This window comes from Erysipelotrichaceae bacterium 66202529, from assembly GCA_017161075.1.
In the GTDB taxonomy this organism is placed as follows: Bacteria; Bacillota_I; Bacilli_A; order Erysipelotrichales; family Erysipelotrichaceae; genus Clostridium_AQ.
Genome location: CP046174.1, coordinates 4,063,213 through 4,080,388, shown reverse-complemented (window position 1 = coordinate 4,080,388; position 17,176 = coordinate 4,063,213). Strand labels below are relative to the sequence as shown.

General features: G+C 41.9%; 16 protein-coding genes and 1 pseudogene. All 17 read left to right on the top strand.

The window, feature by feature from the left end; translation table 11 throughout:
* The first annotated feature begins 81 nt into the window (after positions 1-81).
* The 17 genes and pseudogenes from GKZ87_19285 to GKZ87_19205 all read left to right on the top strand — a co-directional run bounded on the left by GKZ87_19285 (position 82) and on the right by GKZ87_19205 (position 17,161).
* Entirely contained in the window at positions 82-1,335 is a 1,254-nt protein-coding gene (locus tag GKZ87_19285) for a PTS sugar transporter subunit IIC (GenBank protein ID QSI27482.1), read from the top strand.
* Positions 1,336-1,349: 14 nt separating this feature from the next.
* Positions 1,350-1,700, top strand: a complete 351-nt coding sequence (locus GKZ87_19280) for a PTS lactose/cellobiose transporter subunit IIA (protein ID QSI27481.1) — start codon at positions 1,350-1,352, stop codon at positions 1,698-1,700.
* Positions 1,700-3,142, top strand: a complete 1,443-nt coding sequence (locus GKZ87_19275) for a family 1 glycosylhydrolase (protein QSI28023.1) — start codon at positions 1,700-1,702, stop codon at positions 3,140-3,142. Before GKZ87_19280 ends, GKZ87_19275 begins: the two co-directional genes overlap by 1 nt.
* A pseudogene (locus GKZ87_19270) lies at positions 3,135-3,713 on the top strand (hypothetical protein). Before GKZ87_19275 ends, GKZ87_19270 begins: the two are co-directional and overlap by 8 nt.
* A 71-nt stretch (positions 3,714-3,784) precedes the next feature.
* Entirely contained in the window at positions 3,785-5,230 is a 1,446-nt protein-coding gene (locus GKZ87_19265; GenBank protein QSI27480.1) for a family 1 glycosylhydrolase, read from the top strand.
* Between the two features lie 450 nt (positions 5,231-5,680).
* A complete protein-coding gene (locus tag GKZ87_19260; protein ID QSI27479.1) occupies positions 5,681-7,768 on the top strand; it encodes an EAL domain-containing protein in 2,088 nt (695 codons plus the stop codon).
* A gap of 453 nt (positions 7,769-8,221) precedes the next feature.
* On the top strand, positions 8,222-9,142 hold the full coding sequence (locus GKZ87_19255; GenBank protein ID QSI27478.1) for an Rpn family recombination-promoting nuclease/putative transposase: 921 nt from the start codon (positions 8,222-8,224) through the stop codon (positions 9,140-9,142).
* 408 nt (positions 9,143-9,550) lie between these two features.
* Positions 9,551-10,573, top strand: a complete 1,023-nt coding sequence (locus GKZ87_19250) for a gfo/Idh/MocA family oxidoreductase (GenBank protein QSI27477.1) — start codon at positions 9,551-9,553, stop codon at positions 10,571-10,573.
* A 35-nt stretch (positions 10,574-10,608) separates the two neighbouring features.
* Positions 10,609-11,085, top strand: a complete 477-nt coding sequence (locus GKZ87_19245) for a PTS mannose/fructose/sorbose transporter subunit IIB (GenBank protein ID QSI27476.1) — start codon at positions 10,609-10,611, stop codon at positions 11,083-11,085.
* A 22-nt stretch (positions 11,086-11,107) separates the two neighbouring features.
* Complete coding sequence (locus tag GKZ87_19240; GenBank protein ID QSI27475.1) at positions 11,108-11,872, top strand: PTS sugar transporter subunit IIC; 765 nt, start codon at positions 11,108-11,110, stop codon at positions 11,870-11,872.
* A 3-nt stretch (positions 11,873-11,875) separates the two neighbouring features.
* On the top strand, positions 11,876-12,697 hold the full coding sequence (locus GKZ87_19235; protein QSI27474.1) for a PTS system mannose/fructose/sorbose family transporter subunit IID: 822 nt from the start codon (positions 11,876-11,878) through the stop codon (positions 12,695-12,697).
* A gap of 72 nt (positions 12,698-12,769) precedes the next feature.
* Positions 12,770-13,183, top strand: coding sequence for a PTS mannose transporter subunit IIA (locus tag GKZ87_19230; GenBank protein QSI27473.1), 414 nt, complete (start codon positions 12,770-12,772; stop codon positions 13,181-13,183).
* 16 nt (positions 13,184-13,199) lie between these two features.
* Entirely contained in the window at positions 13,200-13,607 is a 408-nt protein-coding gene (locus GKZ87_19225; protein ID QSI27472.1) for a hypothetical protein, read from the top strand.
* Positions 13,608-13,618: 11 nt separating this feature from the next.
* Positions 13,619-14,269 carry an HAD-IA family hydrolase gene (locus GKZ87_19220; protein ID QSI27471.1) on the top strand — a complete coding sequence of 217 codons (651 nt, stop codon included), beginning with the start codon at positions 13,619-13,621 and terminating at the stop codon, positions 14,267-14,269.
* Between the two features lie 219 nt (positions 14,270-14,488).
* Positions 14,489-15,382: an SIS domain-containing protein gene (locus GKZ87_19215; GenBank protein ID QSI27470.1), complete on the top strand. Its 894-nt coding sequence runs from the start codon at positions 14,489-14,491 to the stop codon at positions 15,380-15,382.
* Positions 15,383-15,794: 412 nt separating this feature from the next.
* Positions 15,795-16,307 carry a PTS glucose transporter subunit IIA gene (locus GKZ87_19210; protein QSI27469.1) on the top strand — a complete coding sequence of 171 codons (513 nt, stop codon included), beginning with the start codon at positions 15,795-15,797 and terminating at the stop codon, positions 16,305-16,307.
* Positions 16,304-17,161, top strand: a complete 858-nt coding sequence (locus tag GKZ87_19205) for a PRD domain-containing protein (GenBank protein QSI27468.1) — start codon at positions 16,304-16,306, stop codon at positions 17,159-17,161. The genes GKZ87_19210 and GKZ87_19205 overlap by 4 nt, the downstream gene beginning before the upstream one ends.
* The last annotated feature ends 15 nt before the right edge of the window (positions 17,162-17,176 follow it).

The following is a 17,176-nucleotide window of genomic DNA, read 5'->3' as shown; positions in this document are numbered from 1 at the left end:
TGAAGAAAATCACGCGTTTGTGAAATGATTTCCTCATGAATATTATATAAGGTTCATGAGGAAGACTGAGGAGAAAGAAAAATGAAAAAGTTTATGAATTGGCTTTCTACGGTGTTTGCTCCAAAGATGAATGAAATCTGCAGCAAGCCATGGATTGCCGCCGTATCATCATCCATGCAGAAAATCATACCGTTTATTCTGACGGGATCTGTTATCTACTTCTATAATGTATTCCGTTCCTATATTCCTGTACTTCCGGATTTGGGCATGATTGCCGATTACAGCTTCGGATTGATTTCACTGATCCTTGCCTTTGTTGTCGGACAGCAGTGTATGGAAAAACTAAATCACCCGTTTTATCTGACCAACTGCGGAATCGTTTCCATGGCAGTATTCATGATGTTTATCATTCCGGGAACGGATGAAGCAGGAAACATGGTCATTCAGGGAGGACGTCTTGGTGCAACCGGTATTGCTGTTGGTATTGTAGCCGGATTGTTTACCTCAATCATCTTTAATTTGTATTCAAAACTGCATGTTCTGGAGAACTCTACATCCATCCCGGATTTTGTCGTAGGCTGGATCAACTATATTTTTCCAACCCTGCTGACTCTGGGGTTAGGTATGATTCTGACAAAATATTGTAACTTTGATATCTTTGAAATTGTCATTTGGATTTTCTCTCCACTGGCAGGCTTTGCACAGACAATGCCGGGATTCATTCTATGCTGCTTTATTCCTGCTGTTTTATATAGTATGGGAATTTCCTCCTGGCTGTTTGGTGCAGTTACAACACCTATATTCCTTGCCGGTATTCAGGAAAATATCAATCTAGTGGCACAGGGGCTTCCGGCAACTAATATTGCGACAAGTGAAACTGTATTTACTGCTGCTTTAATTACGATGGGCGGTATGGGAGCTACACTAGCACTGAATGTCCTAATGTGCTTTTCCAAATCAAAGCAACTGAAAACCCTTGGAAGAATCTTTATCGGGCCTAGTATCTTTAATATTAACGAACCAATTATGTTTGGTGCACCTGTTGTATTTAATCCATTGCTGATGCTGCCAATGTGGCTGAATGCGATAGTCGGTCCTGCCCTGGTATATATCGTCATGAGTCTGGGCTGGCTGAATATTCCGGCAACACTGAATCAGGTAGGACAGGTACCTGTACCGGTATCTACGGTAATGATTACACAGGATATGCGCGGTATTATATGGGCAATCGTATTATTCGTCATTTACTTCGCTATCTGGTACCCGTTCTTTAAGGTATTTGAAAAACAGAAGCTGGCTGAAGAAGCACAGGAAAACGCTCCTTCCCAGAATTAAAGGGGGATGTAATTATGGATATTATGGAAAATGAACTCGTGAATGTAGCTATGCAGATCATATTGCATGCAGGCGATGCCCGTCTGCGTGTTGAGGATGCATTAGCAAATGCAAAGCAGTTTCAATTTACAGAAGCAAAACAGAAAATTACAGAAGCGGAAGAATGCGTGCATCAGGCACATGTGGCTCAGACGGAAGTGATTCAAAACGAAACAAGAGGAAAAACTTACGAACCATGTCTGCTGTTTGCACATGCACAGGATACACTCATGACAATTATGTCTGAATTAAAGCTGGCAAAAGAACTAATAGATTTTTTTGAAATAATGAATAATAAATTAGAAGAAAAAAAGGAGGCTGAATGATGAATAAAGGATTTCCAAAAGGCTTTTTATGGGGTGCCGCTACCAGTGCATATCAGGTGGAAGGGGCTGCCTATGAGGATGGTAAGAAGGCCAGTCAGCAGGATATCATCAATAAGGAAAACTACACAAAGCGCGGCTTTGCGACGGCAGATATTGCCAGTGATCAATATCATCATTACAAGGAAGATGTGGCACTGATGAAGGAGATGGGCTTTACAACCTATCGCTTCTCCATTGCATGGTCTCGTGTTTTTCCGGATGGAGTTGGAGAAGTAAATGAAAAAGGTATTCAATATTACCGAAATCTGATTGATGAATTGCTGGCAAACGGTATAGAACCAATCGTCACGCTGTATCATTATGATCTGCCATGGGCACTGGTTGAGAAATATAACGGGTGGCTGAGCAGAGAGGTTGTAAAGGATTTTGAATACTTCGCACGCTATGTTATCAATGAATTTAAGGATAAGGTAAAATACTGGACAACAATCAATGAGCAGAGCATCATTGTTCAATATTGGACACAGAAGTGTTATATACCTAAGGAACTGCGTGATAATAACCAGTTGCGTTATCAGATCAATCATCATATGAATCTGGCTCATGCGATTGCCTGCAAGCTGGTACACGAGCTGGTGCCCGATGGTTTGGCTGGAGCAGCTATCGGATATGCACCAGTCTATCCGCTGACCTCCAAGCCGGAGGATGTTATGGCTGCACAAAATGCACATGATTTGCGTAATGCCTTCTATCTCGATATTTATTTCAAGGGCTTCTATACAAAATCATCTATGATCTATCTAATGGAGCATGGTCTGGCACCGGTGATTGAAGATGGCGATATGGAGCTGATTAAAGAAGGCTATTCCGACTTCCTGGCATTAAATTATTATGCAAGTGAATGTGCCAAAGCATGTCCAATAGAGGATGGAAAGGAAATCCGATACAGCGGTGTCAACTGGTCAGGGAAAAAGGGAGATATTTCCGGCTTTGAAACACACCCGGGCTTCTACGAAATGTGCAAGAATCCAAACCTGGATACAACAGACTGGGACTGGGCGATTGATCCGACAGGTCTGGAATATATCTTCCGTGATATTTATACACGCTATAATAAGCCGCTGATGATAACAGAAAACGGTATGGGTGCTTTCGATGAACTAACCGCTGATGGCCGTGTCCATGACACTTACCGTATCAAATATCTGCGCGATCATATCGCTGCAATGAAAAAAGCGATTGACTATGGTGTGGAGGTATTGGCTTACTGTCCATGGTCAGCAGTAGACCTGCTTTCTACAAGCAATGGTGTAAAGAAGCGCTATGGTTTTATCTATGTTGACCGCACGGATGATGATGCTAAAGAATGTGCCAGAATACGAAAGGATTCCTTCTTCTGGTACAAGGATGTTATTGCTAGCAATGGGGAAATGCTTGATTAAAAACAAAAGAGGTTTTGCACACCGGGTGTTCTTCTATAGACTTATTCTGTGTGCCTTTGCAGGCATGCTAATGGGTGTCGCAGCCGTATTATTTATTGCAGGTGGCTATGGTGCAGATCCTATGAGTACGCTGTTACAGGGAATGAGTCAGACATTACAGCTATCTATTGATACCTGCAATAACCTGTTATCCTTTACATTTGTATTGACGGCATTTCTTATCGATAGAAAACAAATTCATGCGGGGACGGTTGTGTTCCCGCTTGTAACTACGATTACCATGTGGATTCTGACACCGCTTGTGCAGGCGGATACACAGCTGCACAGAGTCCTGTTTTGTGCAGCAGGCATTCTTATAATCGCAATATCTATTGCATTGAGCATTCGTGCGGACTGTGGAAAGAATCCCTATGACTGCGTAACCTTTGGACTTATGAAAAAGACTAAGCTGCCATATCATGTAATTCGGTGGATACTGGACGGCAGTATGCTGCTAACCGGTATCATGATGCAGGGAACCTTTGGTGTTGTGACCATCATCAATCTATTGGTACTTGGAAAGCTAATTACAGTGACAGGTTATCTTATGGATAGTTTATATAGGCTGCGAGGGCCAATAAAAAAAGAGGAGGAGATATCATTATGAAACAAGTACCTGAAACATTTCCTGAGAATTTTCTATGGGGAGGCGCATTTGCGGCCTGCCAGTGTGAAGGGGAATATGACAAGGATGGACGCGGTTTATCCACAAGTGATATTCATGAATATACAAAGGGATTAAATCGTGCGCATATAGAAAAAGAAGGAGGCGGAACACTTGCGGAAATTAAACGCAAGGCCGCAGATACAAAAGGATATTATCCGAAACGTTATGGCATTGATTTCTATCATACGTATAAGGATGATCTGGCTTTGCTGCAGGAGATGGGCTTTAAATGCTTCCGAACCAGCATTTCCTGGTCACGTATTTTTCCAAATGGGGATGAAACAGAGCCAAATGAAGCAGGCTTGAAATTCTACGATCATTTGATTGATGAGATCATAAAGGATGGCATGGAGCCCATTATCACCATGTCTCACTATGATATTCCACTGCATCTGGTCACAGAATACGGCGGTTTTGGTAACCGAAAGGTGATTGATTTCTTCGTGAATTATGGAAAAGTGCTGGTAGAGCGCTTTAAGGGCAGAGTGAAATACTGGATCGTATGCAATCAGGTGAATCTGATTCCAACTGTACAATTTGGCTCTCTCGGTATTTATGATGATCAGGCGGAAAATATGGAGGAGCTGATGTATCAGGCAGCACATAATCAGTTTGTAGCCTGTGCGAAAATCAAGGAAATCGGACATCAGATTGATCCGCATGCCGTCTTTGGAACTATGCTGGCAGATTGTACCTTCTATCCGGCTACCTGTCGTCCGAAGGATGTCGTTTTGACTATGAAGAAAAACCGTATGCAGTATTTCTTCTCCGATGTACAGCTGCGTGGTGAATACCCGGTATATGCTCTGCGGTATTTTAAAGAGCGCAATATCTGTATCCATATGGAGGAGGGCGATGAGGATGTAATTCGCAATAACCCAATGGAATTCCTGGCGATATCTTATTATTACAGCAGAGTTGTAGATTCTGATAAAAATGACATGACACCGATGCAGGCTGAGCAGAATCCAAACCTGGAGCCGACACCGTGGGAGTGGAGAATGGATCCGCTAGGCTTCTATAACTGTCTGTCACAGTACTGGGATCGTTATCAGGTTCCACTTATGATTGGTGAAAATGGCTTTGGTGCTCTGGATACCGTGGAGGCTGATGGAAGTATACATGATCCATACCGTATTGATTTTTTAAGAAAGCATATTGAACAGCTGAAGGAATGCATTAAGGATGGTGTGGATATCTTTGCATACTGTGCATGGGGACCAATTGATATCGTTTCCTCCTCTTCTGCGGAAATGAGTAAGCGTTATGGCTTTGTTTATGTGGACCGGGATGATTTAGGAAACGGTACGCAGAAGCGTATGAAGAAGGATTCCTTCTACTGGTATCGTGATGTCATAGCCTCAAATGGAGAGAAGCTGTAGCATGCTGTTATTGCACACAGGTGATTAAAACAAGAGAAAATGAATATAAGCGTACTTTCAGAGTACAGGTGATAAAAGCTGATATTTAGCTATTGAGTGTACATTCTGTCTATCCTTATGTAAATGATACCCGGGTACTGATCTTAAACGGTATGCTATGGTGTGAAGCAGAGTGATTAGATATGAAGAATATATCTCGTTAAATGTATGATGAGTGCTTTTCCTTGTATGAAAGTAAGCTATACTGAAAAATCTTCAGGACAATGCTCCTGAAGATTTTTATACGTTATGTTTTTGTTTCCCTTTTTGTTTTTTTTTGATGATTGAGTAAGTATTAAATCAATTCATGTAAAGGGCTAATGCATATAGAATCTGCATTGCGGATATATCTGAAAGCATTGTTACGACCCTGGTTCTATGGTAAAATAAAGGTATTGTTGAGGGCAGCGTATGAAAAAAAGATACCGGAGATTTTTTGATTCCATATTTATATTGTCAATAAAACGCGGATTGATGCTGGCAATCCCTTTTCTTATCCTAGGTAGCTTTGCATTACTGCTGGCAAGCTTTCCACTCGACTCCTATCAGGCGTTTCTTGCTTCCTTTCATCATGGAGCCCTGCTCGCTGTCTTGAACAGCCTATATGAAATAACCTTAAATTCCCTTGCATTGATTTTAATCATAACCATATCTCTATCCTATGGCCAGCTGCATGCCCTGGATGATGTATTCTTTTATCCGGTTGTTGCCATGGTTTCCTATCTGGCATTTTGTGGCGGAATGAAATATGCAGATGAGGTTTTTCATCCGGAGTGGGTTTTTACTGCTATGTGTATTACTATGCTTTCCTGCTGGATTTTTCACAAAGGTATGAATTCAGGACGGCGGTTTGAAAAGCTGCATACAGCTGGTGCTGATTACACCTTTAACAAGGCAATACAGGGGATTTTTCCGATTGCTGCAATAGCATTGCTTTTTGCATTTATCGGTGCTGTTTTGCGTGCGCAGTTTGGAGAAGTCAACATTACTAATTTTGGCGCATATTTATTTATGGGTCTGTTTGAAAAGGTTGGAAAAGGGTTGCCGGGCGCTTTGCTGTATGTGTTTTTTGTTCATTTTCTCTGGTTTTTCGGGATCCATGGAACCAACACGCTGCAAATGGTCGCAAAGCAATTCCTGGAGCCGGGTATCCTTATTAACCAGCAGTTGGTGCAGGCTGGACAACTGCCGACAGAGATATTCACGAAAACATTTCTGGATACATTTGTGTTTATGGGTGGTTGTGGTGCGGCACTCTGTCTGGTGGCTGCCCTGTTATTAAAAGCAAGGAAAAGTAATAATCGCAAGCTGGCTAAGGTTGCAGGTATTTCTGTTTTATTTAATATCAATGAAATCGTGATTTTCGGCTTTCCTGTTATATTCAACCCGTTAATGCTGATTCCATTTCTATTAGTACCTCTTGTTTTGACACTGACGAGCTTTTTTGCTATGCAGCTGCATCTAGTACCTTTGCCAACACATTCAGTGGAATGGACTGTTCCGATTCTGATGAGCGGATATGAGGCCTGTGGCTCTGTAGCAGGCAGTATTCTACAGCTTTTCAATCTGGTACTGGGGACATTGCTGTATATTCCTTTTATCCGTTTAAGCGAGACAAGGCAAAGTGAGGAGTTTGAAGCTGCAGTTCGCACAATGGAGACAGATATGGCCGAAGGAGAGGTCAATGGGCAGCTACCTGAATTTTTAAATGATCATTACGGTTACCATTTTCCTGCCAAGACACTGGCGATGGATTTGAAAAATGCCATGCAGAGAAATCAGATACATATGCATTATCAGATACAGCGCGATTGCAGAGAACATATTCATGGAGCTGAGGCTCTGTTGCGCTGGGAGCATCCGGTTGCCGGAAAAATATCCTCCCCTTTGATGGTAAAGCTGGCAGAGGAAGAAAATTTTCTTGATGAACTGGGCTTATATATCATCAGGGAAGCGTGTAAGGACGCACAGTGCTTTCAAAGAGAAGGAATCCCTTTATCCATTTCTGTCAATATTTCCCCTAAGCAACTGGAAAGTGCTGCTTTTGTTAAGGAGGTACGAACCATTTTACATGATGTTGATTTATCCGGTATTCAACTGGTGCTGGAAATAACAGAGCGCTCCTTGCTAAGTACTTCGGGACGGATACTGGAACGTATCCGAGAGCTGAAACAAATGGATATTAAAATGAGTATGGATGATTTTGGTATGGGACACAGCTCTATGATGTATCTTCAGGAAAATGTATTTGATGAAGTAAAGCTGGATGGTAGTCTTGTACATCATATTCTGGACAATGAACGATCCCGGGATATTGTACGTGGAGTTACCAGGCTTGCTCAATCGATACATTTTCATGTGGTAGCAGAATTTGTGGAAACAAAGGAACAGATGGAATTGCTAAAATCACTGCATTGTGATATTTTTCAGGGCTATTATTATGGCAAGCCTTGCAGCAGTGCTGAGTTTATTGAGTATTATCTGAAACAGAATATCTGATATTGTAAGTATATTCAATAGGAAATGCTTATAGGTGGTTCAATTTCGTATAGCATATCTTTCTAATTTAGGCTGCAAGTATAAAAATTTGTTTATTGTAAATATAACAGGGATTTGTAGGAAGCGAGTGGTTGTGGCAAAGCTGCTTTTCAGATTATACAACTAAGGACTACATGATAAAGGCTGATAGGATGACATTACACAGGGCCGGTGTGGTGTCGGATAATCAGTTTTTTATTTGCATAGATTTACTTATGAGCAGCTTTTTAAAAATTTAGTTCGTATAGCAGTTTTTCCTTTTTCTTATGACGAAATATTACCTGTTGTGGGGAAACAGGAGTGCATGCAGCTTTTTATAAAAATAAAAAAATTAAACATATTTTAGGAATTACAACATTTCTTTTCGTATATAAGAGTGTAAGGAATAACCTTGCAGAAACGAGGAAATGTCAAATGACAAGAAAACAACCAGAAGATGTATTGAATTACCGCAATGATTTGTTCTTCAAGTACACCCTCTCTCGTGAGGATGAAGGCTCCATCTTTGCGCGCAACACCATTATTGAACGTGTGACTGGGATACGGGTTAAGGAAAGTACGGTTATGAATCCTAATCTGGATCCCATGACCATCGGAAAGAAAAAGATTATTTTAGATGTCCACGTAAAGGATGAAAACGGCCAGCTGTTTTGTATCGAAATGCAGACAACGTTTTCTGAAACAGAAAAGAAGCGTTTCGAATTTTATGGGGCAAGAGCGCTGAATGATCAGTTAAACAGCGGGGAGAAGTATGAGCTATTGAAGCCTGTACATCAGATAATTTTTATTGATGAATATCCATGGAATAATCAAAATCTGATGAATCATTACCAAATGCGTACCGAAAAGGGAGAGGTGGAGAATAAAAAGGCACTGATAAAACGCAGCTACATACATCTGCCGGTGATTAATGAGCTGGTAAGAAAGCAGGGAATTTTGAAGTTGAATGACTTTGAGCAGTTGTGTTTCCTATTTGAAAATAATGAAAATGATGCTATACTAAAAACGAAGGAAAGGCTGGTGAAAGTGTTCGTGGAAAAGTACAAGGAAATGCAGAAAAATGACAAGCTATGGTCAACGGCAATGGCAATTCAGATGGGAGAAGCACGCTATCGCAATGGTTTGAATGACAGCTATAAAGAGGGGCTCGAAAAAGGAAAGGAAGAAGGAGAACGCCAGCTTCTGAAGCAGATGATTGAGAAAAAATATCATGAGGATGCCACAGAATGGTTACAAACACTCACAGTCCATAAGCTCACTGCGATTTCAGATTTATTATTTACCTGTGAAACACTGGATGCTTTAAAAGAACAAATAAAGAAGGAAACATCATAATGTAACAGTCATGTAAAATGAATATCATATGACAAGCTGCTTTATGGGATCTTACGATCTTAATGAGGCAGTTTTTCTTATTACCCTTTGTTTTATTATGAATACATCATGAGATTGAAAAATGTATGAATTTTTGCTTCACATATTATAGGCTCTGACCATTCTTGATCTGTTTTCAATCGCAGAACTGTGTCAGATACTCGCAGTCAATAGACTGTATACAGTTGTTTATGAAGCATTTCTTCACAGAATATAACAATGATTACGGTGAAAGGTCTTACATATGATATTTATGGTCTTTTTTATATCTAAAAGAAGTAAAACTACAAATTTATAAAAATATATTGAAGTATTACTACTTTTATGATATATTCTAGGTAGCAATACTTAAAGGAAGGTGAGCAACGTATGAAAAAACTGAATATTGCTGTTGTAGGAGCCGGTATTTACGGGAAGAATCACCTGGATGCCTACACTTCAAATCCCAATGTTAATCTTGTTGCAGTCTGTGATTTAAAGAAAGAAATCACAGATAAGGTAGCACAGGATTATCAGGTGAAAACGTATAACGACATGGAGGAAATGCTCAATCATGAGGAGATTGATGCAGTTTCCGTAGCAACCCCGGATCCCTACCATAAAGATCCTGTCATGACGGCGATTCGCCATGGAAAGGATGTTCTGGTGGAAAAACCACTCGCAACGACTTCCGCAGATGCCTATGAAATTATGGAGGCTGCAGAAAAAGCCGGTGTGCGTGTTATGGTGGATTACCACAAACGCTGGGATCCGGCATCCATAGCAGTAAAAAACAAGCTTGCAGATGAGGGGACAGGAAAACCGGTACGCGGCTATATGCGCATGGATAACATCTATGATGTCGCAATCAACTGGCTGAACTGGTCATCCAGCTCCAGCCCTGTCCATTTCGTTGGAACGCACTGCTATGATTTGATTCGCTGGTATATGGGCTGTGAGGTCGTACAGGTGTATGCAGTCGGCCATAAGGGGATTTTAAAGGAAAAGGGTATCGATACCTACGACAGTATTACGGCAATTCTGGAATTTGAAAACGGATGTACCTGGACAGTGGAAAATGCATGGATTCTGCCAAACGGCTTTGCGAAAGCAGACGATGGATGTTCAGAAATTCTCTGTGAAAATGCAATGATTCGTGTGGATTCCCAGAAGCGCGGTGTGGAATTCTTCGATGATAAAAAGCAATACACGCCAAACATCTGCTTTATTCAGAACTACAACGGCCGTGCCATTGGCTTTGGCATTGATCCGCTGAATGATTTTGTGGACTGCATCCTGCATGATAAGCCGTTCGTGGCAAATCTGAATGACGGTCTGGAGGCAGAGCTGATTGCAGAGGCTGTGCACAAGAGTGCAGATACACGCCAGGTTGTAAAAATCGAAAGAAGATAAAGACCCCACAGGGTGAAAAGAAAAGAGGAAAAGCTATGGGCAAACTGAAAATGGTTCGTGTTGATTATCGTATGGTACATGGACAGATTGTGGCAAAATGGATCAAATTCCGTCCGGTTGATCGTTTGATACTGGCAGATGACAGCCTGGTGGATGATCCTTTCATGGGTGATATTTATCGTATGGCAGTACCTGACCGTGAGGTTGATATTGTCAAGCTGGGGGATATTCAGACAGCGATTGATCGCAAGGATGACACCGTACTTTTAATTTTTAAGGATGTGGCATCCGCATATACGGTATATAAAAACGGACTTCAGTTGCCGGAGCTGAATGTCGGAGCAGTACAGAACAGCGCACAGCGCAAGTCCGTGGTTCAGGGGGTTGCACTTTCCGCTGAGGAATACGAAAAATTATGCGAAATGAAAGCAGAGGGTGTGAACGTATTCTTACAGCCGATACCGGAGAATGATCCGGTAAGTCTTGGATCGATTGAAAAGAAACTGAAATAATGAAAGGGAGTGTGAGGTTATTATGAGTGGTACACAGTTGGTTATCATGGCAGTAGCGATGGGGCTGATGTATTGGATTGCCCGGGGGATGATTGGCGGATATTTTGCATTTTTCTTTATCGCGAGTCCCATCGTAGTAGGCGTAGTAGCTGGTTTGATTTATGGTGATTTGACAAAGGGACTGATTATCGGCGGAGGAATAGCGGCTGCATTTGCAGGCATTATCGCACCGGGAGGAAATCTTCCAACCGACTCGGCACTGGCCGCGACAACCGTTATACCGATTGCACTGGCAACGGGTCTTACTGCAGAGCAGGCGATTGCATTTGCTGTTCCGATGGGGCTTCTGGGATCCTTTGTCACCAACCTGCGTAAAATGATCAATGTTGTATTCGTACACCGCGCGGATGAATTTGCGGCGAAGGGAAACCTATCCGGAATTACAAGATGCGCTGTCATATATCCACCGCTGATTGAAATTCCATTACTGTTTTTACCGGTATTTTTGATTGTTATGTTTGGTCAGGATGCAATGCTTACCTTTATGAACTCTGTACCAAGCTGGGTAATGCATGGTTTGGAGGTTGCCGGCGGTGTTATGCCTGCGATTGGTTTTGCACTGATTATGAATATGATTGGTAAGCCGAAGATGATTCCATATACAGTACTGGGCTTTATTATCGTAAAGGCAGTCGGGCTGAATACCCTGACAGCCGGTCTGGTTGCGGGCTGCGTAGCGGTGCTTGTCGTGCTGGAAAAACGTGAAAGAGAAAAGGAGGGGGCATAGAACATGGCTGAGGAAAGAAAAACATCACTGACGAAACGAGATATCAACCGTGTTATCGCCAGATGGTATATCACCACGGAAATGTCACTGAACTATGAGCGTATGCAATCCATTGCATATACGTATGCTTTGATTCCCGCTTTAAAGAAATTGTATCCGAATAAGGAGGATATGATTCCTGCACTGCAACGGCATCTGGAGCTGTTTAATACAAATGCTACAGCAGGCGGTCTGATTCTTGGTACAACACTGGCGATGGAAGAAGAAAAAGCAAACAATCCGGATGCAATTCCTTCGGAATCTATCGTAGCAGTAAAAACCGGTTTGATGGGCCCGGTTGCGGCATTGGGAGATTCCTTCAGTGCCGGGACGATAACAACACTGTTTATTCTTGCATCCTGTTCTCTGGCACAGGGCGGATCCATTGCCGGCTTCTGGCTGCTGCTTCTGGGTACGATGTATACGCTGGGTGAACTGATTATCTTTACGAAAATGACCTATACAAAGGGTAGATCAGCAATCAAGGATATCATGTCCAGCAAGCTGATGACCAATATCATTGAGGGAGCCAATATCCTTGGTATGGCGATGATGGGGGCACTTACAGCTTCCATGGTAAATCTGGCTGTTGCGATCACAGCGAATTTTGATGAAGCGACATTGAGTGTACAGGAAAAAATTGACGGTATCATGCCGGGAATCCTGTCTATTGCTGTCTTGTTTATCTATTACTATCTGATCAGCAAAAAGCATGTCAGTGTGGCGAAGCTTGTATTCTTCACCATCGTAATTGCATTGGTTTGTGCAGCTATCGGTCTGTTTTAATATCATTTCATTCTGTATGCTACGGGCAATTCCAGGGAATGCCCGTAGGATGCAGGTACAAGGAGGAAGGCTATGAAAGGAATCATATTGGCAAGCCACGGACGCCTGGCGGAGGGATTACTGGATACGTTAACCATTTTTTCCGGTGAGCCGCAGCAAATCAGAGCGCTGTGTCTTTTACCGGGTGAGGAAATTACGGATTTTATGAAAACGCTGGAGGAAGCGATTCAGGAGGTGGATACCGGAGACGGTGTTGTGATTTTCTGTGATCTGCTGTTTGGTTCTCCGTGCAACTGCAGTGCAAGACTTTTGCAGGATCCGGTATATGCTGAAAAAATCAGCGTGATAACCGGAATGAATCTGTGTATGGTACTAGAATACATCGGCTCCAGAGAAGCAGGTATGAAGCGGGAAGCATTGGTAAATACCGGACAACAGGGCATTGTGGATTTTAATAAAATGCTGGCTGAACGCAAGGGATCATAAGGTAAGAGGTACGGCAATGAAGGAAGAGGAAATCAGAGAGCTTCTAACAGAACAGGGAATTGACTATGCTGCACACGGGTCAATATGTGCAACTATAAAGGCCTCTGTGGGAGCCTATAAAAATGGAATTGGGGATATCATGCATACCATGAAGGATCATATCCTGCATATCAACGCACAGGGAATTGCCATTCTGGCGATAGATGATATCAACGGGATCCCGCATGCGGATACCCTGCAATTTATTCCCCGGGAACACATTTTGTCTACAGATATACGCATACGGCTGTTTCATTTTCTTTTTACAATAGAAACAGAACAGGGATGTATTCAGTATAAGCTGCGCAGAAATGTACTGGCTTCCCCTTGGCACAAGGAGAATCTTTCCTTACTTCTTCTGCAGGCAAGCTCTGCCGGATTGTAAAGGAGTAATATATGAAACAGGGAGCAATATTTGATATGGATGGACTGCTGTTTGATACGGAACTGGTATATAATAAGGAATGGTATGCCATCGCTGATAAATATAATCTTCAAATAGATCCGCATATGCTGGATGCACTGCGGGGAACCAATGGGGAGCGTATGCATGCTATTGTAAACGCCTATTGGCCAAAGGCGGATGCCCCAAGACTATGTGATGAATTGTTTCGTAATGCACAAAGGTCGTTATCGCATAAGGTTCCAATGAAGCAGGGAGTTGTCGAGCTATTGGAATATTTGAAAGGGAATTCGGTAAAGCTGGCGGTCGCAAGCAGTGCCCCTATACAGCTTATAAAAAATAACCTGTGTCTGGCAGGAATCGCTTCCTATTTTGATGTCGTTGTCAGTGGAGAGCAGGTAATGCATGGAAAGCCGGCACCGGATATCTTCCTATTAGCCGCAAAGCTGCTGGGGTTACCGGCAGAGGATTGCTATGTTTTCGAAGATGGTATTCATGGGGTGCATGCAGGGCTCAATGCCGACTGTTCCACTATCATGGTACCGGATCTGATACCACCAACAGCTGATTTACAAAATCGCTGCACCGGTATTTATGATAATCTGAGTGAGGTTCTCAAAGCCCTGCAGACCAAAGCCTGTTAGATACATGATTTCCATAGTAAAATTCCCATGATTACCAATGGGATTTTTACAATATCAGCACAAAATAGCCTTTGCGCATAGGAATCCACAGGTTTCCTTATGGGGAATATATTGCAATTTTTCCACTGCATTGGTAGAATGGGTAATATAAGTGTATGATTATGAAAATGAATGTAGATGGTTTCATCCGAGGTGCTGGAGCCAAGTGAAGGAGAGTATATGCAAGCTGTTAATATAATATCAAGCCTGGAATCGGTTATGCCGTTTCTATCTTCAAAGGAAAAAAAATTAGGTGAGTATGTCCTGAATCACAGTCAGGAAATCCTTTCTTTCACACTGAAGGATTTATCCTTGCAGGCCGAGGTGAGTGAAGCTACCATTATACGCTTTGCCCGCAGGCTGGGCTGTGAGGGATATTCTGATTTTAAGCTCTCTCTGTCAGCGAATCTGTCTGCTAATTTCTATAATGAAAATTCAGATATGATTCTGGATAAAATCATGCCGAGTGATACACCGGATACCGTGCTGAAAAAGCTGAGTGCCTTTGTTGTAACATCGGTACAATCCACCACGGATATCATTGATTCCCAGGAGCTGGATAAGGCTATCAAGCTGATACGTGAAACAAATCAACAGAAACGGAAAATTTATCTGAGCGGTCTTGGTGCCAGCAGTACGCTGGTAAAACAGCTGCAGATCAAGTTTATGCGCCTGAATATTCCTGTTATTTATTACGAGGATGTGCATCTTCAGCTTGAATCGAATCTGAATATGGCAGAGGATGATCTTCTGATTTGTTTTACAACCCTTGGAAAGTCTGTCCAGTCACATCAGTATATCAATATTGCAAATCAGAAAAAGGCGAAGATTATTTTAATTACACAATATGGCAATCAGGAGCTTGCCAATAAGGCTACCGTAACGCTGTTTGTATCCGCAGTGGAAAATAATCTCAGACTGGCAAGCCATACTGCGTTGATCGTACAGTCTTTGATCGTAGATACGCTGTTTCTGTCTCTTGCTTTGGAAAATCTGCCGGACATCCAGGAGGGAGTCGCAGAGAAAAATCGTATTTTTTCAGAGCTGGGATATAATATGAATGATTATAAATAGATATTCTGTAGGAAGCAGATCAGATAGCTATTGCAATAAATCCGGGGGAGCATTGGATTATTGGATATGTACAGGATGAAGCGCTTATGATATAAAACGTATAGGCTGATAAACATATTCTGCTTACAGGCTGTGTAAGAATAAGTATTCCACTTCATAGCATATAAGCAGATAACAGGGGATACATGCTTTTGAATTGATTTTTTCTGTGGTTTTTAAAGCATAATAAAAAATGGCAGAAATAGGAAATAGAAAAACTAAAAAAAAGATTGACATAAAAATGTGTCGGTGTTTAAATAAAGGTGTAAAAAGAATATAAATGAACTTTCGAGTTTGTTACTTATGAATATAGTAAGGCAAGGCTCAAAACGTAGAAACGTTTTGGGCCTTTTCTATGTTATCGGAGGAAATTATGAAATTACTGAGAAGAAAAAAGAACAGCAATCCATCATCAAATATTTATATTGTATCTCCCTGTGATGGTGAAGTCCTGCCCTTACAGGAATCAAGGGATCCCATGTTCCGTGATGAAATATTAGGGAAAGGATGCTTTGTCTATCCGAAGGATGATTATATATATGCACCAGTTAATGGAATTGTGGAAGCGGTATTCCCTACCATGCATGCTATTGGAATCCGCAGCCAGAGCGGTCTGCAGCTGCTCCTCCATTTTGGGATAAACACTGTACAGTTAAACGGGTTGTATATGAAGACCCATGTAGAGAAAGGAGATGTGATAACAGAAGGCATGCTGATTGCCGAATTGAACGTAGCTGCCATTAAAAGGGCAGGCTATGATCCCGATGTGTATGTCATCGTTCTTGAATCTGAAAACGAAATAGTAACAGTTTTCGAACGAGAGGTCTATCACGGAGAGGCTTTGATGGAAATCCGTGAACATACGGAAAGGATGCAGATAGAATGAATTATACATTTGTCCGTGTTATCAACAATAACGCGATTGTCGGGGCTGACCGCAGGGGGGAAGAAGTGATTCTTTTGGGCAAAGGAATCGGTGTTCGCTGTATCAAGCACAGGCGTTATATTGTTGCATCCAGTCTGATAGAAAAGGTATTTGTCGTAGAAAAAAAGGCAAATGAAAGCTATGTTGAGGAGCTGATTAAAACCATTCCGTTTCCCTATATTGATACGGTTAATAAGGTGGTTGCTCTTGCGGAAGCCCTGTTGAATTATAGCTTTAAGGATCAGCTCTTTCTCACTCTGCTGGATCATATCTCCTTTTCTGTAAAACGTCTGCGCGCGCATGAGGATATAGAAAATCCTCTCTTGAATGAAATACGGCAGTTTTATCCAAAGGAATATGATGCTGCCCTGCAGGCAGTAAAGCTGATCAATCAGGAGCTGCAGGTTCATTTTGATGATAATGAAGCGGCATTTATCGCGTTTCATCTCATCAATGCTATGTCCTCCTACGGACATAGTCTGAATAAAAAAATGACCATTATCATGCGTGAGCTTACAGACATTATTCAGGATACATTTCAAATGGAGCTGGATGAGCAATCTATTTATTATACACGCTTCATAACGCATTTAAAGTATTTTCTGGGCAGAGTGCTGAATGACAGACATGAGAACTGCAATCTGCGTGAGGAACAGAATATCCATCAGCTGGTAAAGGAGAAGTATCAGCAGGAATGGGAATGCTCCTTACAAATCCAGGAACATCTCCGGCAGAAATACAATGTGGAAACATCGGATGAGGAGCTGGGGGATCTGACGATGCACATTGTACCTATGCTGACAAAAAGAAAATGAATGAAAAAATGGAGG